The sequence below is a fragment of the Ruminococcus sp. AM42-11 genome, assembly GCF_003480145.1.
In the GTDB taxonomy this organism is placed as follows: Bacteria; Bacillota; Clostridia; order Lachnospirales; family Lachnospiraceae; genus Blautia_A; species Blautia_A faecis.
The window spans coordinates 11,576-38,179 of record NZ_QUIO01000004.1 but is presented as its reverse complement, the minus strand read 5'-3'; the positions used below and the strand labels follow the sequence as shown (position 1 = coordinate 38,179).

Annotated in this window: 25 protein-coding genes; all 25 read right to left on the bottom strand. The window is 45.1% G+C overall.

The window, feature by feature from the left end; translation table 11 throughout:
* Positions 1-80 precede the first annotated feature (80 nt).
* Complete coding sequence (locus tag DW904_RS03790) at positions 81-647, bottom strand: Fe-S-containing hydro-lyase (RefSeq protein WP_118578146.1); 567 nt, start codon at positions 645-647, stop codon at positions 81-83.
* A gap of 2 nt (positions 648-649) precedes the next feature.
* Entirely contained in the window at positions 650-1,492 is an 843-nt protein-coding gene (locus tag DW904_RS03785; RefSeq protein ID WP_118578145.1) for a fumarate hydratase, read from the bottom strand.
* 126 nt (positions 1,493-1,618) lie between these two features.
* Positions 1,619-3,232, bottom strand: a complete 1,614-nt coding sequence (locus DW904_RS03780; protein WP_118578144.1) for an FAD-dependent oxidoreductase — start codon at positions 3,230-3,232, stop codon at positions 1,619-1,621.
* 15 nt (positions 3,233-3,247) lie between these two features.
* Positions 3,248-3,922 carry a 2Fe-2S iron-sulfur cluster-binding protein gene (locus DW904_RS03775; protein ID WP_118578143.1) on the bottom strand — a complete coding sequence of 225 codons (675 nt, stop codon included), beginning with the start codon at positions 3,920-3,922 and terminating at the stop codon, positions 3,248-3,250.
* Positions 3,923-3,954: 32 nt separating this feature from the next.
* Positions 3,955-4,287: a DUF3784 domain-containing protein gene (locus DW904_RS03770; RefSeq protein WP_118578142.1), complete on the bottom strand. Its 333-nt coding sequence runs from the start codon at positions 4,285-4,287 to the stop codon at positions 3,955-3,957.
* A 39-nt stretch (positions 4,288-4,326) separates the two neighbouring features.
* Positions 4,327-5,181, bottom strand: a complete 855-nt coding sequence (locus DW904_RS03765) for an FAD/NAD(P)-binding protein (protein WP_021924662.1) — start codon at positions 5,179-5,181, stop codon at positions 4,327-4,329.
* Positions 5,181-6,242, bottom strand: a complete 1,062-nt coding sequence (locus DW904_RS03760; protein ID WP_118578141.1) for a 4Fe-4S dicluster domain-containing protein — start codon at positions 6,240-6,242, stop codon at positions 5,181-5,183. Before DW904_RS03760 ends, DW904_RS03765 begins: the two co-directional genes overlap by 1 nt.
* A gap of 3 nt (positions 6,243-6,245) precedes the next feature.
* Complete coding sequence (locus DW904_RS03755; protein WP_118578140.1) at positions 6,246-7,220, bottom strand: 4Fe-4S dicluster domain-containing protein; 975 nt, start codon at positions 7,218-7,220, stop codon at positions 6,246-6,248.
* On the bottom strand, positions 7,208-7,651 hold the full coding sequence (locus DW904_RS03750; RefSeq protein ID WP_118578139.1) for a hydrogenase iron-sulfur subunit: 444 nt from the start codon (positions 7,649-7,651) through the stop codon (positions 7,208-7,210). Before DW904_RS03750 ends, DW904_RS03755 begins: the two co-directional genes overlap by 13 nt.
* Positions 7,642-9,630, bottom strand: coding sequence for a CoB--CoM heterodisulfide reductase iron-sulfur subunit A family protein (locus tag DW904_RS03745; protein WP_118578138.1), 1,989 nt, complete (start codon positions 9,628-9,630; stop codon positions 7,642-7,644). Before DW904_RS03745 ends, DW904_RS03750 begins: the two co-directional genes overlap by 10 nt.
* A gap of 7 nt (positions 9,631-9,637) precedes the next feature.
* On the bottom strand, positions 9,638-10,039 hold the full coding sequence (locus DW904_RS03740) for a 4Fe-4S dicluster domain-containing protein (protein ID WP_118578137.1): 402 nt from the start codon (positions 10,037-10,039) through the stop codon (positions 9,638-9,640).
* The gene (locus DW904_RS03735; RefSeq protein ID WP_118578136.1) at positions 10,039-10,833 is read right to left on the bottom strand and encodes a CoB--CoM heterodisulfide reductase iron-sulfur subunit B family protein; all 795 of its coding nucleotides are present in this window, start codon (positions 10,831-10,833) and stop codon (positions 10,039-10,041) included. Before DW904_RS03735 ends, DW904_RS03740 begins: the two co-directional genes overlap by 1 nt.
* Before the next feature lie 288 nt (positions 10,834-11,121).
* Positions 11,122-12,069 carry an L-lactate dehydrogenase gene (locus DW904_RS03730; protein ID WP_118578135.1) on the bottom strand — a complete coding sequence of 316 codons (948 nt, stop codon included), beginning with the start codon at positions 12,067-12,069 and terminating at the stop codon, positions 11,122-11,124.
* Between the two features lie 735 nt (positions 12,070-12,804).
* A complete protein-coding gene (pepT, locus tag DW904_RS03720) occupies positions 12,805-14,022 on the bottom strand; it encodes a peptidase T (RefSeq protein ID WP_118578134.1) in 1,218 nt (405 codons plus the stop codon).
* A 57-nt stretch (positions 14,023-14,079) separates the two neighbouring features.
* A complete protein-coding gene (locus DW904_RS03715; protein ID WP_118578133.1) occupies positions 14,080-15,591 on the bottom strand; it encodes a 4Fe-4S dicluster domain-containing protein in 1,512 nt (503 codons plus the stop codon).
* 363 nt (positions 15,592-15,954) lie between these two features.
* Positions 15,955-16,746 (bottom strand): glycyl-radical enzyme activating protein, encoded by a 792-nt coding sequence (locus DW904_RS03710; RefSeq protein WP_118578132.1) that lies wholly within the window; start codon positions 16,744-16,746, stop codon positions 15,955-15,957.
* 173 nt (positions 16,747-16,919) lie between these two features.
* Positions 16,920-19,445, bottom strand: coding sequence for a glycyl radical protein (locus DW904_RS03705; RefSeq protein WP_118578131.1), 2,526 nt, complete (start codon positions 19,443-19,445; stop codon positions 16,920-16,922).
* Positions 19,446-19,793: 348 nt separating this feature from the next.
* Entirely contained in the window at positions 19,794-20,453 is a 660-nt protein-coding gene (locus DW904_RS03700; RefSeq protein WP_147422289.1) for a hypothetical protein, read from the bottom strand.
* 235 nt (positions 20,454-20,688) lie between these two features.
* Positions 20,689-20,820, bottom strand: coding sequence for a FeoB-associated Cys-rich membrane protein (locus DW904_RS03695; RefSeq protein ID WP_118578129.1), 132 nt, complete (start codon positions 20,818-20,820; stop codon positions 20,689-20,691).
* A gap of 89 nt (positions 20,821-20,909) precedes the next feature.
* The gene (locus tag DW904_RS03690) at positions 20,910-21,980 is read right to left on the bottom strand and encodes a PTS sugar transporter subunit IIC (protein ID WP_118578128.1); all 1,071 of its coding nucleotides are present in this window, start codon (positions 21,978-21,980) and stop codon (positions 20,910-20,912) included.
* Between the two features lie 113 nt (positions 21,981-22,093).
* On the bottom strand, positions 22,094-23,077 hold the full coding sequence (locus tag DW904_RS03685; protein WP_118578127.1) for a sensor histidine kinase: 984 nt from the start codon (positions 23,075-23,077) through the stop codon (positions 22,094-22,096).
* The gene (locus DW904_RS03680; RefSeq protein WP_118578126.1) at positions 23,074-23,742 is read right to left on the bottom strand and encodes a response regulator transcription factor; all 669 of its coding nucleotides are present in this window, start codon (positions 23,740-23,742) and stop codon (positions 23,074-23,076) included. The genes DW904_RS03685 and DW904_RS03680 overlap by 4 nt, the downstream gene beginning before the upstream one ends.
* A gap of 103 nt (positions 23,743-23,845) precedes the next feature.
* Positions 23,846-24,088 (bottom strand): hypothetical protein, encoded by a 243-nt coding sequence (locus DW904_RS24920; RefSeq protein WP_347562014.1) that lies wholly within the window; start codon positions 24,086-24,088, stop codon positions 23,846-23,848.
* On the bottom strand, positions 24,052-24,876 hold the full coding sequence (locus DW904_RS03675; protein ID WP_347562013.1) for a peptidase M42: 825 nt from the start codon (positions 24,874-24,876) through the stop codon (positions 24,052-24,054). Before DW904_RS03675 ends, DW904_RS24920 begins: the two co-directional genes overlap by 37 nt.
* A 178-nt stretch (positions 24,877-25,054) precedes the next feature.
* A complete protein-coding gene (hflX, locus tag DW904_RS03670; RefSeq protein WP_118578125.1) occupies positions 25,055-26,290 on the bottom strand; it encodes a GTPase HflX in 1,236 nt (411 codons plus the stop codon).
* Positions 26,291-26,604: the final 314 nt, after the last annotated feature.

Below are 26,604 nucleotides of genomic sequence, written 5' to 3'. Positions count from 1 at the left end.
TTTGATATGTGGAGTATATATATCTTATATGCCTGGAGCGTATTTGAAAAAGACTTTCTGCAGGATTTCCGTCACAATTATTAGTTTTCTTTATGCGCTTCCAGATACTCTTTTCTTCCCTCTTCATAAAGATTGTTGCCTTCGCTGTCAATAATGACTACAAGGGGCATATCTTCTACGTAAAGCTTACGGAGAGCTTCTGCGCCCAGATCCTCGTATGCGATAAGCTCCGCTTTTTTGATACATTTGGCAAGAAGGGCGCCGGCACCGCCGATGGCTCCGAAGTAAACACCGTGATATTTTTTCATGGCTTCTACTACTTCAGGCAGACGCGCTCCTTTGCCGATCATTCCGCGGGCTCCTACAGACATCATGGTTGGTGCGTAGGCATCCATACGGCCGCTGGTAGTTGGTCCGGCAGATCCGATGACCTGACCTGGTTTTGCAGGAGTTGGTCCTACATAATAAATAGTTGCATCTGTTGGATCAAAAGGAATCTTTTCGCCTTTTGCAAGAGCCTCACACATACGCTTGTGACCTGCGTCACGGGATGTGTAGATGGTTCCGGTAAGGAGAACCTGATCTCCTGCGTGAAGGGTTTTTGCCAGTTCTTCCGTCAGAGGCAGTGTAATATGTCTTCTTTCCATGATCAGATCACCTCCGTTTTGTGGCGGGTAACGTGGCAGTTGATGTTGACTGCACATGGCATTCCCGCAATGTGAGTAGGCATTGTCTCAATGTTCAGGCCGATGGCTGTGGTTTTTCCGCCAAAGCCCTGTGGTCCGATTCCAAGCTTGTTTACTTTCTCCAGCATTTCATCTTCCAGCTCTGCATAGAATGGATCCGGATTGTGGGAATCCAGAGAACGCATCAGTGCCTTTTTTGCAAGAAGAGCACATTTGTCAAAGGTTCCGCCGATTCCAACACCTACAACCATCGGAGGGCATGGATTCGGACCTGCTGTCTCAACGACTTCCAGAATGAAATCTTTGATTCCCTGAAGTCCTGCAGATGGCTTGAACATACGGATCATACTCATGTTCTCACTTCCGAATCCTTTCGGGCCCACTGTGATCTTCACTTTATCGCCAGGAACGATTTCTGTATAAATCATAGCCGGTGTATTGTCTCCTGTATTTCCACGGCGTACAGGATCTTTTACAACAGATTTGCGAAGGTATCCGTTTGTGTATCCGCGGCGTACACCTTCATTGATTGCATCTGTGAGATCTCCGCCTGTGAAATGTACATCCTGTCCGATTTCCAGGAACACGCATGCCATTCCTGTATCCTGGCAGATCGGTACATTTTCGTTATCTGCAATATCAAAATTCTCAATAATATTGTCAAGAATACCCTTGGCAATCTCTCCGTCTTCGCATGCGCGGCATGTTTTGATAGCGCATTTTACGTCTTCCGGAAGATGTTCGTTTGCTTCGATACAGAGTTTTTCGATGACATCTGTAAGTCTGCTTACTTCTACTTCACGCATTTGGTAAACTCCCTTCTTTCATTTCTGGCATACCGCCAAAAAGCGACATATCTTTTTACATTATATAAGAAGCTTCCGGTACCGGCAATTTAACGGTACCGGAAGTTCATTTTAACTATCTGGTTATTATCTCTGCTCATGACGGGCGTAGTTTGGAAGCAGTAACGGAGATACCTTATCAGTCTCTGCTCCTGCTGCTTTTAACTCTTTCTCATATGCGTAAATATGATCCAGGTTCATTTCCCCAAGCTCTACCTCTTTGCATTTTGCAGCTGCCTTTTTACCGGCATTTCTTCCGAATACGATTACGTCCAGAAGAGAGTTACCCATCAGTCTGTTTCTTCCATGGATTCCGCCTGCAGCTTCTCCTGCAACCAGAAGATTCGGGATTTCTTTGGTAAATCCGTCTCCATCGATTTCCAGACCACCGTTCTGGTAGTGAAGAGTAGGATAGATCACGATCGGCACTTTTCTCATGTCAACGCCGTAGTTCATGTACATACGGAACATTGCCGGGATTCTCTTCTCAATAGTTCCCTCTCCTCCAAGGATCTCAATCATCGGAGTATCCAGCCATACACCTTTCAATCCGCCAGGAACCTCTACGCCACGACCTTCCTCACACTCACGGATAACACCGGAAGCATTGACGTCACGGGTTTCCAGAGGGTGAATATAGGCTTCTCCGTTTGCATTTACAAGCTGCGCGCCAACGGAACGAACTTTCTCTGTTACCAGTGCGCCAAGGATCTGGGACGGATAAATGGCACCAGTTGGATGGTACTGGATGGAATCCTGATAAAGAAGGGAAGCACCTGCTCGGTAACCAAGTACAAGACCATCTGCGGTTGCGCCGTAGTGGTTAGAGGTAGGGAATCCCTGATAGTGCATTCTTCCTGCTCCGCCGGTTGCAATGACAACTGTTTTTGCTCTTGCAACGGAGTAATCGCCGGTTTCCATATTAAGAAGAACAGCACCTGCAGTCTGTCCTTTTTCATCTTTCAGAAGTTCTACAGCGGAAGTAAATTCTACTACCGGAATGCCAAGGTTCAGAACCTCGTCACGGATAGTACGCATGATTTCAGATCCGGAATAATCCTTTGCAGCGTGCATTCTCTTTCTTGATGTTCCGCCGCCGTGTGTGGTGATCATGGTTCCATCGTCTTCTTTGTCGAACTCAACGCCAAGATCATTCAGCCATTTAATTGCATCCGGAGCTTCCATTACAAGTCTCTTTACCAGCTCTGGCTTTGCAGCAAAATGTCCGCCGCCGAAGCAGTCCAGATAATGCTGTACAGGAGAATCGTTTTCTTTGTCAGCTGCCTGGATTCCGCCTTCTGCCATCATGGTGTTGGCATCACCGATACGAAGCTTGGTCACGATCATAACGTTGGCACCTGCATTGTGTGCTTCGATGGCACAGGAGGAGCCTGCACCGCCGCCGCCGATTACAAGTACATCTACATCATAATCGATTTTGTTAAGGTCAATTTTTTCATTCAGAAGACGGCTTTCGGAGTGAAGCATTTCTGCCAGCTCCAGCGGTGCCTTCTGTCCTTTGTTTGGTCCTACTTTGATTTCTGCAAATGCATCCGGGTTATAGTCTGGATGGAATTTCTTAAGAAGAGCATCTTTCTCATCAGCGCTCAGACGTCTTGGCTCTGTTGCCATACGCTGTGCTCTTGTAGCCTCTACCTTTTTGATGGATTCCATCATATTTTCTGGATATGGTGCGTACATGTTTTTATGCCCTCCTTATTTCTCAATTTCTCTGTTGTTATAAAGTTCTTCCATGTCTGTGATCGGTTTCTGCATGATCTGCTCGATCAGATCATCGTATTTGCCTTCATGGATCTCTTCTACACGTTTTTCAAGATGCTCACTCTTAGGAGCAATGTATTTTCCTGTGAGACGTCTTGCAAGAAGACCTACCATCGGGTGAGAGATACCTGCCGGACATCTTACGGAACAGCATCCGCAGCTTACGCAGTCAAAGGATTCTTCTGCACATTTCTCAAGCTCGCCTCTCTGTGCATATGCGATGTACTGCATTACATTTAAGCCCTGGGTACATGCTTTTGTACATGCGTTACAGCCGATACAACTGTAAATTTCCGGGTAGAGTTCCATCATGACCTGCTGGTTTGGCTGAAGGTCTTCGATGTTGTAGAGTCTCTTGTCTGTAGGGAAGAACGGGATGCTTGCTACATACATGCCTTCCTGTACCTGTGTCTGACAGGCAAGACAGGTTTTCAGTTCGTTGTCGCCTTTGATTCTGTAGATTGTGGCGCAGGCGCCGCAAAAGCCGTGACGGCAGCCGCAGCCGCGTTTTAAAGTGTATCCGGCGTATTCCATGGCCGTCATAATGGTCAGGTCAGCTGGTACGGTGTATTTTTTACCGAAGAAATATACGTTTACCATATTTTCCATTTTGGGAGTTCCTTTCTTCTGATTGTCTAACTCTATCTCTTACAAATTGTGTTACTCAGGATAATAATAATTACAACATCTATGACAATTAAAACTAATAGCACATAAACAAAACTGGATGGCAAAAAGCTTTCAAATAGTCCGGTTATCAGAAGGAGAATAGCAATCACGCCCATTCCAATTCCGTATACACGGCACAGCTTTTTCTCATCATATCTGGCTTTCTCTTCTTTTGAAGCAGTGTTATAGCCAGAAATAAATTTGCTGCCATGACCACTTAGTAAAGCAATGGTCAAAATTACAAAGACAGCAAAGACGACCCAGAGTATCCAGTCTGATCCATGAGCTGTATCTGCCAATGTCATAAAAATCCCCCTTGTATTTACTGAAACTTTTGGGTTTACTTAGTACTCGTCAGGTAACTGGTCAATCTCGTCCATTCTAAATACCGGTCCGTCTTTGCAGACATATTTAGATCCAATGTTGCAGCGTCCGCATTTACCAATACCGCACTTCATGCGAAGCTCCAGTGTTGTGTAAACCTGGGTTCTTGTAAATCCAAGCTCCTCAAGGCCCTGAAGTACGAATTTGATCATGATCGGCGGTCCGCAGACTAATGCGACTTTGTTGGTGTCGAAGCCGATTTCTTTCAGATAGGTTGGTACGAAACCAACATGTCCGTCCCAGCCTTCCTGCTCACGGTCGATGGTCAGGTAGACGTTTACGTCTTTTGCATTCATCCACACTTCCTGGATCTCTTTTAATTTTACAAGATCATCTGCGGAACGGGAACCGTAGAGAATATCTACAGTGCCATAGTCATCGCGATTGTCAAGAACGTAATTGATTACGGAACGAAGTGGTGCAAGACCGATACCACCGGCGATAAACAGAAGATTTTTCCCCTTCAGCTTATCCTCTACTGGAAAATGGTTTCCATATGGTCCACGGACTGTGATCTCATCTCCCACCTGAAGGCTGTGAAGATAAGAGGTCAGCTCACCACATTTCTTAATACTGAATTCCTGATACTCTTTATTCGTAGGTGAGGAAGTAATGGAAAACATACCTTCGCTTACACCTGGGGCGCAGACCATGGCACACTGACCAGGCATATGTTCAAAAAGCTTTCCTCCATCCGGTGCTGTTACACAGAATGTTTTTACATCCGGAGTCTCCTCGTGAATATCTGTGATCACGCCAACCTGCGGGATCAGAGTATCCAGAGTATAATTTTTATGACAGGTACACTCGCTCATTACTTTTCACCTCCATGCTTTTCAAAAGCCTTGATCACCTTCACAATATTTAAAGATGACGGACATTTTTCCACGCAGCGGCCACAGCCTACACAGGAGTACATACCGTTGTTATTAGCAGGGAAATATACAAGCTTGTGCATAAATCTCTGACGGAATCTCTGCAGCTGGCTGGTACGGTTATTTCCGTGAGCCATCATTGTGAAATCGGAATACATACAGGAATCCCAGCAACGGTAACGCTTTACACCGTGTCCTGTGTCGTAATCCTTGATGTCATAGCACTGGCAGGTCGGACATACAAAGGTACAGGTTCCGCATGCCAGGCATGGTTTATATAAAGTCTCCCAGACAGGAGAATTAAACTTCGCATCTGTAGCATTTCCATCCCATCCTTCCAGAGAAAGATGTGTATATGGAAGCTTTTCTACAATGTTATGGATTGCTTCTTTTTCAGCATCCACTTTTGCCTGATCGCCGTCAGCCGGGGTAAGAAGTTCTTTTACAGCTTCTGTAAGAGCCTCTCCTTTTTCCGTAAGGGCTTTCCAGTAAAGGTTTCCCTCCACCATCCAGGCTGCTACATCGGCAATTCCTTTTCCATCGGCGTCTGCTTCCGGATTTGCTGCATCTGTTCCAAAAACCTTACAGAAACAGGATTCCTCCGGCTCATGACAAGCCATGGCAACGATGGTTCCATGATCTCTTCTTGCTGCATAGAAGGTATCAACAGGATCAGCAAGAAAAACCTTATCCAGAACTGCAACACCTTTTACATCGCAGGCTTTCATGCCAAATACAACGAACGGACGGCTTCTCAGCTCTTCCGGCTCTACGGTCAGCTTCTTTCCATCACGAACACAGGTGTAAAGTGTTTCGCTCTGTGGGAAAAAGGCATCTTTGCCGGATTTTACGGTTTTCAATGTCTCAAGGTCTGCCTCTTCTCCTTCATTCCAAAGGCCGAAGTTGGTCTGTCCTGCCTTTTTGATCGGAAGGATCAGATCCTGGCTTTCTGCGATTTTCCGGAATAATGCTTCCAGATTTTCTTTTTCAATCTTATACATACATTATCCCCTTTCTGCCACTACACCTGGCTCTACATCATCAAATGTAAAGCTGGTCAGCGGGCCTTTTGACTCAGCATCTGCTCCTGCCTGATATTCGCCGTAGAAGGTATCAATATCCTTGATGAACTTACGGTTAAACAGATGAAGCGGAATCCCCTGCGGGCAGACACGGCTGCACTCACCGCAGTCTGTACATCTTCCTGCAACGTGGAATGCACGGATAATGTGGAACATTTTTTCTTCAAAGGAATCCACATTTGCCTTCTGCGCACTGTCAAACTTGTTGCTGTCGAATACACATTTACGACAGCTGCAGGCTGGACATGCATTGCGGCAGGCATTGCAGCGGATACATTTACTGAGCTCCTTCTGGAAAAATGCGAAGCGCTCTTCCGGGCTCATCTTCTCAATTTTCTCCACCTCTGCAAAACGGTCTGCATCCTTTGTATCCTTGGATTCGCCGATGATCTCGTCGTAGATCATGTGCTCTTTTCCTTTGCATACATGGCAGCGCTCCAGCATTGCATCCTTGTAAGCGACTGTTTTGTCACCATAGATTGTGGAAATGTTAAGTTCTTCACAATCATCGGTAAGCTCAGCGCCGGAAATGCTCTGGATTCCTTTGATGCCCATTTTACGAAGCTTCTCCACATCCAGCTTGCCTTTACAGCCAACACCGATAATGTAGGCTTTTTCACGGTCTACACGGTGCTCCTTGATCAGCTGGTTGAAGCTGTAGGTATCACAAGGCTTCAGACAGACAAGGGTTTTTCCCTCTAATTTGGAAGCCTCGATCATCATTTTACTTAAGTTCTGTCCGCAGAAACCATTATAGACAAATTCGTCCAGGCTTTCTGCAGTTTCGAAATATGCTGCTTCCGGATTGTAAGGCAGGTCTCCGGCTTTCCAGCCAAGAACACGTACTACGGTTCCATCAGCCAGCAGTTCTTTTGCACGAGCGATCAGTTCCTGCATCTTAAATCCTCCAATCTGACGTTTTTACCCAGAGAATGGATTTTTTCCACAAATTCATTCATGGTCTGGGAGAATTTTACACCTTCTGCTGCAGATACCCACTCAACACGGGTACGGCCATTTTCCACACCGATGAAGTCCAGCATGGAGAAAAGAAGTGTCATACGTCTTCTCGCATAATAGTTTCCGGTTGTGTAGTGGCAGTCTCCCGGATGGCAGCCGCACATAATCACACCGTCAGCACCTTTTTCAAAGGCACGGAGGATAAACATTGGATTTACACGGCAGGAGCATGGTACACGGATGATCTTTACATCAGCCGGATAAGAAAGACGGCTGCTTCCTGCAAGGTCTGCACCTGCGTAGCTGCACCAGTTACAGCAGAATGCCACGATCTTCGGTCTGAATTCTTCTTTTGCTTCTATCGACATATTGCATCTACCTCCGCTAAAATCTGTCTGTTGGAGAATCCCTGGAGATCCATTGCTCCGGACGGGCAGGTTACGGTACATGCACCACAGCCCTGGCAAAGAGCATTGTTTACAACAGCAATTCTTCTTGTCTCACGGATTCCGTGGTCATTTACCTGTTTTTCCTCATAGGAAATCGCACCATACGGACACACATTTGCACACTGGGAGCATCCGTTGCAAAGAAGCTCGTCAGAATGTGCGGTACATGGGTTGGTGGTCAGCTTGTCTTTTGCAAGAAGGCCGATTGCCTTCACTGCTGCTGCGCCAGCCTGTGCAACTGTCTCCGGAATATCCTTTGGTCCCTGGCAGACACCGGAAAGGAAAATACCAGCTGTAGGGGACTCTACCGGACGAAGCTTTGCATGTGCTTCTGTGAGGAAATTGTTGGTATCAATACTTGCGGTAAGCATAGTTGCAATTTTTCTTACATCCTTGTTTGGCTCGATGGCAGCTGCAAGAACTACCATATCAGCCTCCATAAGAATCTGTTTATTTTCAAGCAGGTCAGAAGCCTGAACCATAAGAGTTCCATCTGGCTGTGGGATTACCTTTCCAACCTGGCCTTTTACATAATTTACACCGTAATCTTCAACAGCTCTTCTGTAGAACTCATCGAAGTTTTTACCGGGAGTACGAACGTCAATGTAGAAAACAGTTACATTTGTATCCGGGTATTTGTCACGGATCAGCATTGCATGTTTTGCAGTGTACATACAGCAGATCTTGGAACAGTAGCTCTTTCCTCTGTCGTCAGAGCAACGGCTTCCCACACACTGTACAAATACAATGTTTTTCGGAGCTTTTCCATCGGAAAGTCTCTCAAGATGCCCCTTTGTAGGTCCTGCTGCATTCATGATACGCTCAAGCTCAAGAGAGGTGATAACGTCCTTACTCTGGCTGTAAGCGTACTCATCATATTTATCCAGCGGAATCACGTCAAAACCGGTTGCAACCACGATTGCACCGTATTTCTGTGTAACGATCTCATCCTTCTGCTCATAATCAATTGCACCTGCGGCACAAACCTTGGAGCAGACACCGCATTTTCCGGTTTTAAATTTGGTACAGTGCTCGCGGTCGATTACCGGAACATTTGGGATAGCCTGAGCGAACGGAATGTAGATAGCACTTCTGTTGTTCAGACCGCGGTTAAATTCGTTTGGATTTTTCTTGGACGGACATTTCTCAGAACAAACGCCGCATCCGGTACATTTGCTCATATCCACGCTTCTTGCTTTCTTGCGGATATCAACGGTGAAGTCACCTACAAAGCCGCTTACCTTCTCAACTTCACTGTATGTATAGATGTTGATTTTCTCATGTGCTGCTGCCTCTACCATTTTCGGTGTAAGGATACACGCGGAGCAGTCCAGAGTTGGGAAGGTCTTGTCCAGCTGGGACATTCTTCCACCGATACTTGGAAGCTTCTCCACAATATCAACCTCATAACCAGCCTCTGCAATGTCAAGGGCTGACTGGATTCCGGCAATACCTCCGCCGATTACAAGAGCACGTTTGGTTACAAGGCTCTCGCCTGGCTGAAGAGGAGCATCCAGATTTACTTTTGCGATTGCGGCTCTTGCAAGGATCACTGCCTTTAAGGTAGCCTCTTCCATATCCTTGTGGATCCAGGAGCAATGCTCACGGATATTGGCAATCTCTACCATATATGGGTTTAATCCCGCTTTCTGTGCTGCCTTTCTAAAGGTAGCCTCATGCATACGCGGGGAACAGGAACAGACTACGATTCCTGTCAGATTTTTTTCATGGATGGCGTTAATGATCTTGGCCTGTCCTGCTTCGGAGCACATGTACTGATAATCTTCCGCATGAACAACGCCTGGCTCTTTTGCTGCCATCTCTACTACTTTTTTTACATCAACTGTGGCTGCAATATTGGTACCACAATGACATACGAATACACCTATTCTCTGCACCTGTTTTTCACCTCCTGTATCTTCTGAATGCACTTACCAGCAGCTGCTGCGGTGTGTCTTCATCAAGCAGCTCCGGAATTTCGTCTGCGGTCAGATAGTTCTGCCCACGCTCGCGGACAACCAGCTGTCTGGCTGCATCGATCAGTTTTCCCGGTTTAACATCTCTTGGACAGCGTTCTACACATGCAAAGCAGGAGAGGCATTTCCATAAGGATTTTGACTGTGCAAGAGCTTCAATGTCGCCGTTCTGTACATAAGTTACAAACTGGTGAGGCTTGATATCCATCTCGTTAAATGCAGGACAGGTTGCGGAGCATTTGCCGCATTTCATACATTTCAGGGGATTTACTCCGGAAATTTCTTTGATTCGCTCTGCTGCATTCTGGGTATTTCCATATGTATAAGCCATTACTTCGCCACCTCCTCTTTTACTCCGAGAGCTTCTGCAAGAAGTTCTGTAAAATAGTAAACAGGAAGATCGCCGTTTCCGTTCTTTTTCAGGTTATACATGCAAAGTGGACAGGCTGTGATCAGCATATCTGCTTCAAAGCCCTTTGCACTGTCCATGATCTTTTCACACATATTCTGTGCCATTTCTTTTTCTTTCAGGGAAATGTAGCCGCCGCAGCACTCATTGCGGTATGGGTATACCACAGGCTCTGCGCCAAGGGCACGGATGAAGTCTTCCATAATGGTGGGATTCTCCGGATTATCAAATGCCATGATCTTTCCTGGTCTTAAAAGAAGGCAGCCATAATATGCACCGATTTTTTTGCCAGTTAAAGGATTTACCACTTTCTTTTTGATCTCATCAAATCCAACTTCATCACGGAGTACTTCCAGATAATGAAGGACATTTGTCTCTCCTTCATATGGAGTATCCAGTTTCAGATAATTATTTGCTCTGGTGCGGATGTCGTCCACGTTTTTCATGTCGTCGTTCACACGTTTGAGCACATGATGACAGGCTGAACAGACTGTGATCAGATCCTGTCCTTTTTCTTTTGCGTCATTTAAAGCCCGGACGGAAGAAAGTTTGGTGGCAATCTCATCGCTGCCAAGAGGATATACGCCGCCGCAGCACTGCCAGTCTTCTATCTCTTCCATTTCGAAGCCCAGTGCTTTTGCAGAAGCTCTGGCATAGGCATCCAGATCTTTTGCCTTATTCTTCAGGGTACATCCTGGATAATAACTGTACTTCATGCTTCTTGTTCCTTTCTTGTCACTGCTCACAAAATGTGCTTTTCTAAATTCACATATGTAAACAGCAGCTATTTGGGTTGCTTTCGCAAAGTGGAACCCGACTTACCGCTTTCCGCGATAGAAGCCGGGGATGTCTTTGCTGGTATAGTTGAATGTAATGCTTCGATTCTGCACTTGAAATTATTTTTTTCTTTACAAAATGCACTCTACAAAGCTAAGGTGAAAAATTACTGTTTCTTCCGTTCACATCTGTCTGCTTCGCGGAATAATATCTGGGAACAATAACTTTTAAAGCTCAATCTGTGCGATTACTTCCTTCAGGGCATCGGCACTCTTCTTCAGCAATGCAATTTCCTCTTTATTCATACGCATCTGAACTTTTCCCTGTGTTCCATTTGGTCCTACAAGAGTAAGGGTACTCAGGCACACATCTTCAATCCCATACTCACCGTGAAGCATGGAGGATACAGTTGCAAGGGAATCGGAAGCTGCCAGGATCAGACCTACCAGCTGGCAAACGGTAGCAGATACTGCGTAGAAGGTTGCACCTTTCTTTGCAATAACTTTTCCGCCGGATTTCTGTACATATTCCAGCATGGCTTCTTTATCCAGAGGTTTCACATCCTTGCCGTGAGCTTTCATTTCTTCATAATACTCATCTGTGCTGAGACCGGAAATGTAAGCGCCTGTCCATGGAATGAAGGAGGTGTCTCCGTGCTCGCCAAAAACATAAGCGTGGATATTTCCCTGGGCTACTTTGAAGTGCTCGGAAAGTCCATAGCGAAGTCTTGCTGTATCAAGAATAGTTCCGGATCCCATGATCTGATTCTCCGGAAGACCGGAAATCTTGGTAAATACATAGGTCATAATATCTACCGGGTTGCTTACGATAATATACTTTGCGTCTGGAGCTTCTTTTACGATCTGAGGAGTGATGCTCTTCAGAATGTTTACGTTTGTCTGAGTAAGCTCAATTCGTGTCTGTCCTGGTTTACGGGCGATTCCGGAAGTAATGATCACGATGTCTGAATCTTTGGCATCTGCGTAATCTCCGGCCACCAGAGATACAGGGCTTCTAAAGCAGGTTCCCTGCTCAATGTCCATAACCTCTCCTTCAACCTTCTCCTTGTTGATGTCGATCAGAACAATCTCGGAAGCGATCTCATCGTGTGCCAGTGTGTAAGCGATAGTGGAGCCAACGCTTCCAGCTCCGATAATGGTAATTTTGCTGCTCATAAAAAACTCCTTTCATGGGGTTGTGGGATTGTGTCAACTTTTCCCTCTGTTTTGTTACTTTTCCGTGGGATTGGTTGGTTTTCCCTGTGTGATGTCCTTTGTTTCTTGTTTATTTTTTAACAATCACAGTTAGAAAAAAAGCGGGTAAAAACTTTATTTTCTGCCTTGTGACATGGCCTAAACCAGAAACACAGAGAATTTTCTTCCTGTTTTCCTGGTTCAAGTCATGTCACTATGTGTTTCTTGACAAACAATTCTCAACAAAAGGACTTTTCCCTCTTCGTCTCCGCATAAAATATTGGTTTTCTCCGCTCTCATTAAGATACCACAATGACAATCTTTTAACAACTATTTTTTTTAATTTTTATCATTATTTTAGGGCTTCTACATATTGCATAAATATAGGGGCTCTGTTTTGTATGATTTTATGTAGGTTACATCTGTAAATCCCATTGTCCCCAGATTAGCATCTCCCTTTTTCAGATATGCATTAATTTCCTTATTATTTACAATTTCCTGGTACTTCAAGTAGATCAGTTCTCCTTTTTATCCTTTTTAGCTTTTTTCTCAGGATAATTATAAGGGGAAAAAAGCATGTTGTTGTCTTAGCCATGTAAAATTTTGTTTAAATTTTGAGAAGAAGAAAGCACCTGTCGGTTACGATTCGACAGATGCTTTTTTCTAAAGCATGTTTAAAAAATTATATATCTCACCAATGCTTTTTTCCTACCCGAATCAGCAGGCGTACAGCTTCACAATATTCTTCAGATTCTCCACAGCATAATCCATTCCTTCAACGGTAATGTGTTCGCATGGTCCGTGGAAGGCATAGCCGCCGGTTCCAAGGTTCGGACAGGGCAGTCCCATGAAGGAAAGCCTTGCGCCATCTGTGCCGCCGCGGATTGCAACTGTCTTAGGATTCAGCCCGGACTGCTGGACGGCTTTCTTGGCGTTATCGATCAGGTGCATGCAAGGCTCGATCTTCTCTTTCATGTTGCGGTACTGTTCTTTGATGATGAGGGTTACGGTACCTTCGCCGTATTTCTCGTTGAGAAGCTTGGCGATATGTCTCATCAGCTCCTGGCGGCAGGCGAACATGGCGCTGTCGTGGTCACGGATAATGTAGTCAAGGCTTGCAGAAGACACATCTCCGCTCATTTCACAGAGATGGAAAAATCCCTCATACTCTTCTGTGTTCGCTGGGGTATCTCCTGCCGGAAGCATGTTATTGAACTCCATGGCAACCAGGGCTGCATTGATCATGGTGTTCTTACTGCTGCCCGGGTGTACAGAAAAGCCTTTGATCTTTACTTTCGCACCTGCGGCATTGAAGTTCTCATACTCGATCTCATTCTCCGCACCGCCATCTACAGTATAGGCAAAATCTGCTCCAAAGTCTTCTACATCGAAGAAGTCTGCGCCGCGGCCCACTTCTTCATCCGGGGTAAAGCCGATACAGATTTTTCCATGAGGAATGTTCTCTGTGATCACCTGCTCTGCCATAGTCATGATCTCAGCCACACCAGCCTTGTCATCTGCACCAAGAAGGGTGCTTCCGTCGGTGGTGATCAGGGTTCTTCCTTTTAAAGATGCCAGATGTGGGAAATCTTTCAAGGTAAGAGCATATTCACTGTCTCCCAACTTTACATCACCGCCGTCGTACTCCGGGATGATCTGTGGATTTACGTTTTCTCCGGAGAAATCAGGTGCTGTGTCCATATGTGCGATAAAGCCGATGGCTGGTTTCTCTTCCAAGCCTTCTGTAGCCGGGATCACGCCATAAACATAGCACTTGTCATCAATGCGCACGTCCTGAACCCCTATTTTTTTCAGTTCCTCTGCCAGCTGGTTTCCCAGGTCAAACTGACGGCTGGTGGATGGCACGTTCTCCTGCTCATCCTCGCTTGTGGTATATACTTTCACATAATTTAATAAACGTTCGTATGCACGCATTTTTGCTTTTCTCCTTCTCATGTATTCTTTATTTTCAAGCAGCTCGGCTAAATAATTTTACAGCTCTTCCAGTTTCTCCAGTTCCCCGCCAAATGAAGTATCCATACATTCTTCAAAAGACGCTTCCTTCTTCATCTTCTCCAGTGCCACTCCCGCCTTCTTTACAGTCTGCACCGTTCCGGCACCGGCTATGCAGCCGCCAGGACACGCCATGCCTTCCAGCAGATATCCGTTGTATTTCCCTGCTTTGGCTGCCATCAGCATCTTTTTACACTCCTGAAGTCCGTTAGCACTGACTACCTTCACCTCGCGATCCGGATCCATACGCTTTACAGCTTTCACAACTGCGGCTGCCACACCGCCGCTAACAGCGAAGCCACGACCGTCACTACTGGCCTGGGTAAGAGGCTCTTCCTCCGGAAGGCTGGCGAAATCAACGCCCTTGGCATCAAACATGCCTTTCACCTCTTCAAAGGTGAGAACGAAGTCCACATAGCTTCGAACCGATTTACGGCTTGCCTCCAGCTTCTTGGCTGCACATGGTCCTACAAACACGATCTTGCAGTCTGGCTCTTCCTGCTTCAGAAGTCTGGCAGTCAGTACCATGGGAGTAAGCGCCATGGAAATGCAGTTGGCAAGCTGTGGAACCGTCTTTTTTGCCATAACAGACCATGCCGGGCAACAGGAGGTTCCCATAAACGGAATTTTCTCTGGCACTTCCTTCATGAAGTCCTTAGCCTCCTCAATGGTGCAAAGATCTGCACCCACAGCCACTTCCTTAATATCCGTAAATCCAAGCGCCTTAAAAGCTCCCCGAAGCTGGGTATTCTTCAATTCCGGTTCAAACTGACCTGCCACAGCCGGCGCTACAATGGCATAAACTGGTGTATCACTTTTTAATGCCATAATGGTCTGATAAATCTGTCCCTTATCTACAATGGCACTGAACGGACAGCTTACCAGGCACATTCCACAGGAAACACACTTGTCATAGTCGATCTCTGCTCTGCCATACTCGTCTGAATGGATGGCATTCATTCCACAGGCCTTGGCACACGGACGCTCCTGCTTGATAATGGCATTATATGGACAGGATTCCAGACACTTTCCACATTTGATGCATTTCTCCTGATCGATCACAGACCGCCCGTTTTCCATGTGGATAGCCTGCTTGGGACAGACCTCCTGACAAGGATGTTCCAGACAGCCCTGGCAGCCCTCTGTGACAATCACACGCTTCTCCGGACAGGAGTTGCAGGCGAATTTAATAATATTGATAAGGGGCGGCTCATAATATTTCTCTTCGATCAAGCTGGCTTCTACGCCCTTGGAAATTGGCGCATGCTCGGAAATGTTTCGAAGAGGCAGTCCCATTGCCACACGCAGTCTCTCTCCTACGATAGCTCTCTCCAGAAAAATACTGTCACGATATGTTGCAATCTCTCCTGGAAGAATTTTGTACGGAAGATCATCCATCTCTTTCTCAATGTCGCCCTCATAGGCAAGCCGGGCAATTTCAGTAAAAATCTGGTGTCTGATTTTTGTCTTTGATGAGTATAGTCCTCTCATTCTTTTTCTCCTTATGCTGTAGTATTTTGCACCAGCCAGATTTTACCGCAATCAATCTAACTGTCTTTATAAAGTTTTCTTTCTCCGCTTTTTTAAATAGTTGATATAAATTCATCAAGTATTTATTATACCACCTATCATACAAAAAAATTATAATTTAAGCAAATCTTTTTCCAATTTCTTTTCCTGGAGCATGTATGAAAAAGGCTTTCTTTTAGTGTGTTGAAAGTTGTTCAAATGTGTCCCTCCTGAAGAACTTTTCACCCTCCCAACACATTAAATAAGAAATGCACGCAAAAAAAGACACTGTACAGATTTCTCCACACAATGTCTTTCTTCAAAATTTTCACATAAAATAGTATTTCATCCACCTATCTGGCAATCCAGATCACAGACAGAATGCACTGCTTTTTTCAAATGTTCCATATGCTCCGGTTCTGGAGGAAGTATCTCCGGCAGCTTGTATTCTCTTCCAAGCCAGTCGTACTTATCCTGTCCCAGACGGTGATATGGAAGAAGGTGAATCTTCTTCACACCTGGCAATGTAGATGCAAAGGAAGCAATAGACTTGATTTCCTCCACACTGTCATTGAACGTTGGAACGACAGGTACACGAATCACCAGATTGGTCTGGCCAGAAAGAGCTACCTTTCTGGCGTTCTCCAGAGCCATTCCATTGGGCTTGCCTGTAAACTGCTTATGCTTCTCCTGATTGGTATGCTTGATATCCATCAGGTAAGTATCCAGATAAGGCAGTACCATCTCGATATTTTTCCAGGGAACACAAGCCATACTCTCGATAGCTGTATTAATTCCACGCTCTTTCGCTGCGCGAAGAAGGTCACGGGCAAATTCCGGCTGACAGAGACATTCGCCGCCGGAAAGTGTCATTCCGCCGCCGGAACGGTAGTAGTATGGGCGATCCTTCTCTACCAGTTCGATCATCTCGCGGACAGTTACGTCTCGTCCCATGGTCTTCACGCCGTCTGGAGTTTTCATTGTCTGGATCTTATATTCCTGGGATTCCGGATTGCAGCACCACTGACATCTGAGCACACAGCCTTTCAAAAACACAATGGTACGGATTCCAGGACCGTCATGGATGGAATAGCGCTGGACGTCGAAAATACGTCCTGTAGTGTCTAAATATTCCATAGATTTCTCCATTATACGGAAGTGCCAGCAGACTTCTTTTAACGAAGCCACCAGCAATTCCATTTATATTTTTCGCAGAAAGTTCCCATTCACAGTCACACTTATCATCTCGCTAAGAAGTGAGCTATGGGGCAATTATAACTCTCCTGCATAAGAGTCTGCTGACTTTCTTTTTAGAATCCCTGCTCAGTTCTTCTGATAATGTCATCCTGCAGAGATTTGGAAAGTGTAGTAAACAGTGCACTGTAACCAGCCACACGTACAACCAGATGCTTATAGTTCTCCGGATGTGCCTGTGCATCCAGCAGTGTCTCTCTGCTTACAACGTTAAACTGCATATGCATTCCCTTCTGATCGAAGTAGGATCGGATCAATGCAACGAACTTCTCAAGACCCTCACGTCCAGACAATGCTGACGGATGGAATTTCTGATTGAACAAAGTACCATTGGATACGATAAAGTGATCCAGTTTCGCAACAGAGCTTGCTGCTGCAGTAGGTCCGTTCACATCCTTGCCTGCGGATGGGGAAACACCATCTGCAACCGGAGTGTGTGCATATCTTCCATCTGGTGTAGCACCAGTCTGTCCGCCAAGGGGTACGTTTGCAGAAACCGGATAAAGTCCTGCCTGGTACTGTCCACCACGTGGGTTCTTAAAGTTCTGAAGCGGTCTTGTATATGTGTAAGCCACATCTCTTGCGAAGTAGTCCACTTCCGGAATATCATTTCCGAATTTCGGAACTTCTGCGATCATATCGTGGATTTCCTGGTATCTTGCCATCTTCTCAGGTGCCATCTGGGCATTCATAACAGATTTCAGGACAGCTGCTGCAGTATCCGCATCAACCTTGGCACCGCTCTCGGTCATCTCTCTTAAGATGCCGGTTGTGATCTCTTTCACAGACTGCTCATCCAGGCCTTTGCCATAGTTCCATGCAAGAGCTTCCTTCAGCTCCTCCATCGTAAACTTCTTCTCTTCATAGACCAGCTGACGAATTGCATACAGGGAATCTGCCATGTTTGCAATACCAAAGCCCTGGGGACCGGTAAAGTTATAAACTGCACCGCCTTCCTGTACGGTCTTTCCACGTTTGATACAGTCATCGATCATACTGGAAAGGAATGGAAGCGGACAACGCTTTGCATGAGCCACGTCAATGGCATTATCTGCATTTACAAGAAGGGAAATGCAGTACTCCATCTGTTTCTTGTATGCATCATAGAATTCATCGAATGTAGCCATCTGGGTTACATCGCCGGTAGGAATTCCGACCATCTCGCCCTGATCCATACCATTGGCAAATACAAGCTCCAGCGGACGGCACATATTAAAGAATGCTGCATCATGCCATCCCTCTGTCTTACCTGCTTTCTGTGGCTCTACGCAACCGATGATATTATACTCACGGGCATCTGCAAGGGAAAGTCCTCTGTTCTGCAGTGCTGGGATGATTACCTCGTCGTTATAATAAGCCGGAAGTCCGATACCCGTTCTGGTAAGCTCTGCTGCCTTGATCAGAAGGTCATGAGGAGAACCATTCCATACACGGATGGAAAGGGACGGAGCCGGAAGATGTACATGCATGGATGCCTCAATACACATAAAGGAAAGGTCATTGGTCACATCATTGCCATCTTTATCCTGACCTCCTACGATCAGGTTCTGGAACAGACTGTAGCCTGCGAAGCCTTCTGCGGAAGCAGCATCACGGACTTTATTCAGGTCATTTAATTTTACCCAGATGCAATCAAGAAGCTCCTGGGCTGCTGTTCTGGTAATCGCGCCGCTCTCAATATCCTTCTTATAATAAGGATACATATACTGGTCGAAACGTCCTGGGGAAATGGAATGTCCGCTAGACTCCATCTGGAGAAGCTGCTGCACAAACCAGAAGGACTGACACGCCTCCCAGAAATTGGTAGCTCCCTTCGCCGGAACCTTGCTGCAATTGGATGCAATCACAAGAAGCTCTGCTTTACGCTGTGGGTCTGTACATTTCTCTGCCATTTCAAGGGCAAGCTTTGCATATCTGTCTGCATAATCAATCACTGCCTGGCAGCTCATGATAACTGCTTCCAGGAAACGGGAACGCTCTGCGTAATCTCCATCCCCCACATTGCATTTATCCAGCTCAGCCTGTGCTTTCGCCATAATGCCTTCGTATCCGATTTCAAGAACTTCCCAATACTTTACTGTAACGTGTCCTACACCATTGTAGAAATAATTTCCTGGTGTAAAAATGTTGTGATCGATGGCACGGATTGCTTCCGGTGCCATATATGCTGTGGCAAGCTCACTGGTAGTCTTGCCTTTCCAGTATTTGTGTACCTCGCGAAGATCTGCTTTGGCCTGCTCTGAAATATAGAATGGATCAGCAGTTCTGGTGGCAACCGTATCCAGCTCGTCTTCCAGCCACTGGTAGGAAAATTCCGGGAATGTCTGGCATCCTCTCGGTGCAATGGAGTTACTTCCCACGATCAGTTCCTCATCACGGATGATGATCGGAATATTATGTAAAATGTGGGAAAAAGCTTTCGCTCTTCTGGTAATGATCGGCTGGTCTTCCGTCTCCTTATAGGACTCTGTGATCAGCTTCGCTCTGTAAGATTCGATCTCCGGCATCTTGGCATAGAGATGATCTACCAGGCGGGTAATTCTGGAAGATTTCGGAATCTCACTTGAATTGTATTTTTCCATGGTTCTCCTTTCTCATGGATGTCCCGGCATATGAAATAGTATTCTGTATCTCAAAAACACAATATTCTCTCTGTCGGCAACATAAACGTCCGTTGTTCCATGACATAGTTTTCTATGCTCATTATACGTCATTTGCTATGCGGTGTCAACATAATTCAACACTGTTTTTGTTGCTTTGGTTGGTGTTTTTGGTTGATTTTTGTGGTTTTTCGTTGTTTTTATTAAGATACCAGGTTAAACAAAAAGCGTTTTCCGATTTTCATATTTTGATTTCGGAAAACGCTTTTCAAATTATATCTTCCCACAAATTATATCGTGGTTCAGTGTCATGCTTTGAACGTTATCAATTTATTTGAAATATATATGTATTCTTTCTCTCTGCCCCGTCTTGATATTTTCAGCCAATGCAGCAGCAAGAAATCCAGATCCTCCTGCAACTTTTATTTTGCTGCCATTTGGTGACATCTTCCCTACACCCCAGTTACTTCTTGCATACGATATTCCCCCTCTGAGTTTCCAACCTTTTTTCAGATTAAATTTAAATGCGATACTCTTATTTTTATATTTGGAATAACGCAGATTATAAATTGCATTCTTTTTAAAGGCAGTTCCTTTAATTGTGGTCTTCCCCACCATTGCAGAAGAAACAGGATTTACATATTTATACACGGTAAATGTACATTTGTAAGTTTCCTGTCCGGTTTTCACAGTAATGGTTGTTGTACCAGCCTTTTTGGGCGTAGCCCAAATAGCATTATCCTTTATCTTTACAGTTGCAACTTTAGTATTACTGGATCTCACAGCAACTTTTCTTTTTCCAATGTAGGCAATACGTTCATCCGGATTGTAGCATCTGCGATTTTCCATAGTTTTAGAAGAATAAATAGTTGCATTTGTCTTAAGAATTTTAAATGCCTCTTTTGCGTAAGCAGGCACGGTCATTGCAAACATCATAGCAAATGTCAGAACAACCATTATTATTTTTTTTAGTGACTTTTTCATTTTCAACACTCCCTTCATGATATGGACATTACAGAATACAATATATATATACATTTTTGATTTTATAACAGTTTATACCCATTTACAATCTGTGCCAAAATGTGTGCGCAATTCTTTCGCGGGTTTGTCGCATTCTGCTTTTTATCAATAAAAAAACTGCCATATTAGATTTCTCCAATACAACAGTTTCCTCATCTTCTTATTTACCAGCTATGTAAAATACCAGTGCCTCATTCACATCTTAGTGGCAGTGTCCGCCGCAGCTTCCACAGTTACCATTGCAGCCTTTTCCGCTTTTTTTATCCTTCACAATACTTCTCACTCCCAGACCTGCTATTACGACTACGATAGCACCAACAACTACTGTTCCCATATGATACTCCTTTCAGGTTACCTATAAGCTCCTTTATGTTGTTAGTATATTCTAACATTCATTAGATGTCAATATTTATTTTATATTCCTTACACATTCAGCTTCATCTGTCCGTCTTTAATATATCCCATATTTCGCATTCCGCGGTAAATCACATAGGATAACAGTCCCGGAAGTAGGAAGTGGAACAATACAATTTTCAGAATTACCAGCACCGGTGATTCTGTTGCCACCATAGTCTGGTAAGTCATGATCTGTCCAACCAGACCAGAGGTTCCCATTCCGGAACCAGTTGCATTGTTTGTCATATGGAAAGGCCCGATAATGGCAATTGGGCCTAAAATAGCAGATGCCAGTGTAGGAGGCAGCCAGATCAGCGGACGCTTCATAATATTAGGGATCTGCAGCATGGAAGTTCCGATTCCCTGGGCAAAAAGACCGCCCACGCCATTATCCTTAAAACTTGTCACTGCAAATCCAATCATCTGACAACAGCATCCGATCGTTGCCGCACCCGCTGCCACGCCATTCAGCCCCAGAATAATTCCAAGAGCTGCAGAACTAATTGGCAAAGTCAGTACCATTCCCATGATGACAGAAACCACAATTCCCATTAGGATTGGCTGCTGCTCAGTTCCCCAGTTTACCAGGTTGCCAAGCCATGTCATGAAGCTTGATACTCCCGGTCCTACCAGTATCCCTACAGCACCACCGGAAAGGATGGTGATTGCTGGTGTAATAAGAAGATCCAGTTTTGTTTTTCCGGCAACCAGCCTCCCAATCGTAATTCCCACATATGCAGCCACAAACGCTCCAAGAGGCTCGCCAGGACCGGATAACACTAATGCCCCTGTATCAGACAACAGGGTTCCTGCAATAAGGTTTGATGCATAAGCCCCAATCATTCCTGCTGCCGCAGCCGACAACAGCACATAAGTAGATTCCCGGAATTTATACGCAACACCGATGCCGATTCCGGCACCTGTAAGCCTCTGGGCAACCACTGCAAATGCACTTAAATAAGTGCCATATGTACCGCCCATCAAATCACCAATCTGTTTCAAAATAGTTCCGATGATCAAAGTAGAAAACAACCCCAAAGCCATTCCGCTTAAACCATCAATAAAAATATTGTTTAAAACCTTCTTTATCGCTTTCATACTCTCTCCTTGTCCCCACCATCTAAAGCATGTAAAAAATTAATCTTGCAATCTGCAAAATACACCGAAAAGTGGGGCATGCAGACTGCGAGATTGTTTTTTCCGAACACGCTCTAATATAGATCCATCTTCTTCCTTCCCAGTTCAAGAAATACCTTCGTCCCTTTTCCAAGCTCCGACTCTATCCTGATTCCGTAATCCAGCCTTTTCATAATCTTTCCGCAAAGATAAAGCCCAATTCCAGTAGACCTGTTCTCTTCACGTCCATTATAGCCAGTAAACCCCTTTTCAAAAACCCGGGGCAAATCTTCGGCACGGATTCCAATTCCAGTATCTTCGATCACCAGCGTATGCGGCCTGGATTTGCTCATATAGATGGATATTTTTCCTTTTTTTGTGTATTTCAGTGCATTTGATAAAATTTGTCCCAACACAAAGCCAAGCCATTTTTCATCTGTAAGCACCGTTTCCGATACCTCTTGATACTCCAGAGAAAGCTTTTTCCCAATAAATATTCTGGCAAATTTGTGAATCTGCTCACGAATCAGAGAATCCATATCCATTTCCTCAAATCGGATGTCTGAAGCCATATCCTCCGTTCGAAGATACCCCAGCACCATCTCCACGTACTGCTCCACCTTAAAAAGCTCATTCTGAATCTCCTGAGGTCTGGGCTTCTCTTCCTGAAGAAGCAGTCTTGCTGCAGCAATAGGTGTTTTGATCTGGTGAACCCACAGCGTATAAAAGTCTGTCAATTCTGTACCAAAAGCACTTCTCTGATTTTCAGCCTCTATTCTCTTCTCATCCAGACTACGGCAGATTTCCCGGTAAATAGCCTCATTTTCATTCTCCGGAGCCTCCAGATATTCTTCTGAAAAATTGCCGCAGTCTCTTATGTAAAGCAGACTTTCCTGCTTTTTCCGGTATTTATGGTAATCCCACATAAGCCCCAGGCCTGTCAGCAGCATTTCAAAAACCGCCACATAACCTACAGGCTCCAGCGGAATATCATACAGAAAAAGGATTCCAGCCGTTACCGCTACCATAAGTAAAGCCAAAACACCTGTTTTCCATCTGGTTTTCAGATATTTAATCATACCATGTACCCCAGGCCTTTTTTGGTGATAATGAAGTTCTCTACACCCAGACCTTCCAGCTTCCGACGGATTCTTGTGATGTTTACTGTCAAAGTATTGTCATCCACAAAGCTGTCGCTCTCCCACAGTTTTGTCATAATCGACTCTCTGGATACAACATGCCCCTGATGTTCAAATAGTATCTGCAATATCTTCAATTCGTTTTTCGTCAGGTCTGCAAGCTTTCCATCCACTGAAATCGTCCCATTTCCAGGATTCAGCACTACGCCGCCCCTTTCCAGAAGACTGTTGTTCTGACCAAAGGCATAGGTTCTGCGAAGCACAGCCTGCACCTTCGCAGTTAACACATCCAGATCAAAAGGTTTCGCGATAAAATCATCTGCACCCCGGCTCATGGCCATTACCATATTCATATTGTCAGCCGCTGAAGACAGAAACATCACTGGTACCTGTGAAATTTTGCGGATTTCCTCACACCAATGAAAACCGTTAAAAAACGGCAGTTTCAAATCCAGCAGCACCAGCTGTGGATCTTTTTGCACAAACTCCTGAATCACATGAGTGAAATCTTCGATCTGAAAGACCTCATATCCCCAGGATTCCAAATGTCGCTTTACTATCTGTACAATAATTTCGTCATCTTCTATTATTAAGATTTTATACATTTTTAATCAAGTTTTTCTTCTAAACGGACATGTCTGCCTGCGCAGACATCACCCCAAATGAAAGTCGATTGTTCCGCGCCTTTAGCGCTACCGCGCAGGACTTTTATCCTAAATATGCCTTCAGTAATTTCAGTGTATTCTTCGCTCCATCCCTGTGTGACCGCTCGTATCCATGAGATGCGTAAACTCCCGGTCCGATCAGACCATGCTTCATATCATAGCCTGCTTTCAGTGCTGCATCCACATCAGAGCCATAATGAGGATACACATCCACAGCAAACGCAATGTCATTCTCCTGTGCAGCCTTGATCAGACCGGAAACCACCTGGTAATCATATGGTCCCATACTGTCCTTAGCGCAGATTGAACCATGGTTTCATCACATTCCAGGCCTTTTCCAACACATCCCATATCTACGGAGATCATCTCTGTCACTCCATCTGGGATAGCGGCACATCCACCATGTCCCACTTCCTCATAAGAAGTGATCAGTACATAAATGGTACGCTCTGTCTGAATTTCTTTCTCTTTCAGATATTTAGCATAGCCGAGAAGAATAGCAGTGCTGAATTTATCATCAAGGAAACGGCTCTTGATGTATCCGCTCTCAGTCACAACTGTCCTTGGATCAAAGCAGACAAAATCGCCTGTCATGATTCCAAGTTTTTTCACATCCTCTTTATTCTTCACCGGCTCATCAAGAATGGCCTCCATCGTCTCATAAGTACGTTTGGTATCGCTATACTCGCCGTTTACATGAACAGACGCATTCTCCAGCTGGAAGGTTGCATCGTATACTTTGCCGGATTTTGTATAAACCTTGCAGTTCTCAGCCTCCGCATTGTTTGGGTTCATGCCGCCGATATTAGTCAGTTTCAGATGTCCGTTGTCCATGATCTGGCAGACCATTCCGCCAAGAGTATCCATGTGAGCTGCCAGAACCACTGCATTCTTATCGTCTTTTCCTCCAAGCTTTACGAGCACAGCGCCCTTCTGGGTAATCTGAGGCTTATAGCCAAGATTCTCAAATTCTTTTTTCACAAATTCGGCTGCCATGTGTGTGAAGCCGCTTGGGCTTGGCACTGCAAGCAGATCCTGTGCTGTTTTCATAACATAATCTGTGTATTTTCCCATGATATTCTCTCCTGTTTCTTACGAATTTTAATCTTATCATCTATCGTTCTTCACTTTTTGTATAGCAATGCGCTTCACAGAAATTACTTTTAAGCGATAACATTATATTTACTTATTATCCTCAAATGTGATAACTTTATAGCCCATACTTTTTGCCAGTTCCACGGGTCTGGCTGCATCACATAAGCTTCCCATGAATTTCCTGTGGCACTCTGGCTTTCACCAGAATTCCAGTATCTGTGTACTCCTCCGAAAGCAGCTGCCCATATTCCCGGATCAGCTGAATCTTGCCAGCCTCCTGATAGGTAAAAAGCTTTTCCACATAAATCTGCTCTTCGGAAAGAATTTTTCCCAGAAGTGCCTTTAAATCCTCAAGGCCTTCCCCTGTTTTCGCAGATACCTTCAAAGTGTGGTCTGCATTGCTGTCGCGCATACGGATAGCCGCTCCCATATCCACCTTATTAAACAATGTAATGGTCTTTTTCCCCTGAACTTCCAGCTCCTGCAAAGTGTCGTAAACCACTTCCATCTGCTGCACCGCCTGGGGATTGGAACAATCCACCACATGAATGATGTAATCCGCGTACCTGGCTTCCTCCAGCGTACTCTTAAACGCCTCAACCAGATTGTGCGGCAGCTTACGGATAAATCCAACCGTATCGGTAAGCAGGATCTGCTGTCCGTCATCCAGCGTCAGAGCCCGCGTAGTCGGATCCAGAGTGGCAAAAAGCTTGTCCTCGGAAAGAACACCTGCGCCTGTCAAAGTGTTCAGTAAAGTGGATTTTCCCGCATTGGTATAGCCCACGATCGCCGCAGTCTTCATCTTTCCCCGGGTACGTCCGGTACGGAGTAGTTCTCTGTGCTTCTCTACCTGGGAAAGCTCTTCCTTCAGCGCTGTGATTCTCTTTCGGATCAGACGTCGGTCGCTCTCCAGCTTCTTCTCTCCAGGACCTCGGGTTCCGATTCCTCCTCCAAGTCTGGACAAAGACGCACCTAGTCCTACCAGTCTGGATGCTCTGTAACGGAGCTGTGCAAGCTCAACCTGAATCTTTCCCTCGCTGGTAGTGGCATGTTTTGCAAAAATGTCAAGGATCAGAAGAGTTCTGTCCATTACCTTACATTCCAGCTCATGCTCCAGATTGTTCATCTGTGCCGGGGAAAGTTCATCGTCACAGATGATTCCTGTAGCATCCGTGGCCAGCATAAGAGCACGTACCTCCTCGATCTTTCCTTTTCCAATATAAGTTCCAGGATGTACAGTCTCACGGTTCTGGATAATTTTTCCCACTGTCTGAGCTCCGGCAGTATCTGCAAGCTCCTCCAGTTCATCCAGGGATTCTTTCACATTATCGTTCTCATCCAGCTGAACGCCAACCAGAATCACCTGCTCCTGTATTTCTTCAATATATTCCATAAATCCTCCTTCCGGATCATCCATAAACTAACTTTCAGTTACTTTTCTATCTGAAAATCATCTGTTAGAGTATAACACAAACCCATTCCTTTTGGGAGAGGTATATTTCAGTTACTGTTCACTGGTAACGTTCCGCGAGGCGTTTTTTGTGAACAAAGTTCACAGAAAACCCGAGAATTGCGGCGCGAAATCATGCGAATGCATGATTTCTGTGCATCGCGAAGCGCGTTACTGTGAACGGAGTGAACAGTAACATATTTCAGATCTGAAAACAACAACTACAGTTCAGATCTCATATAGTATATAATAATAGT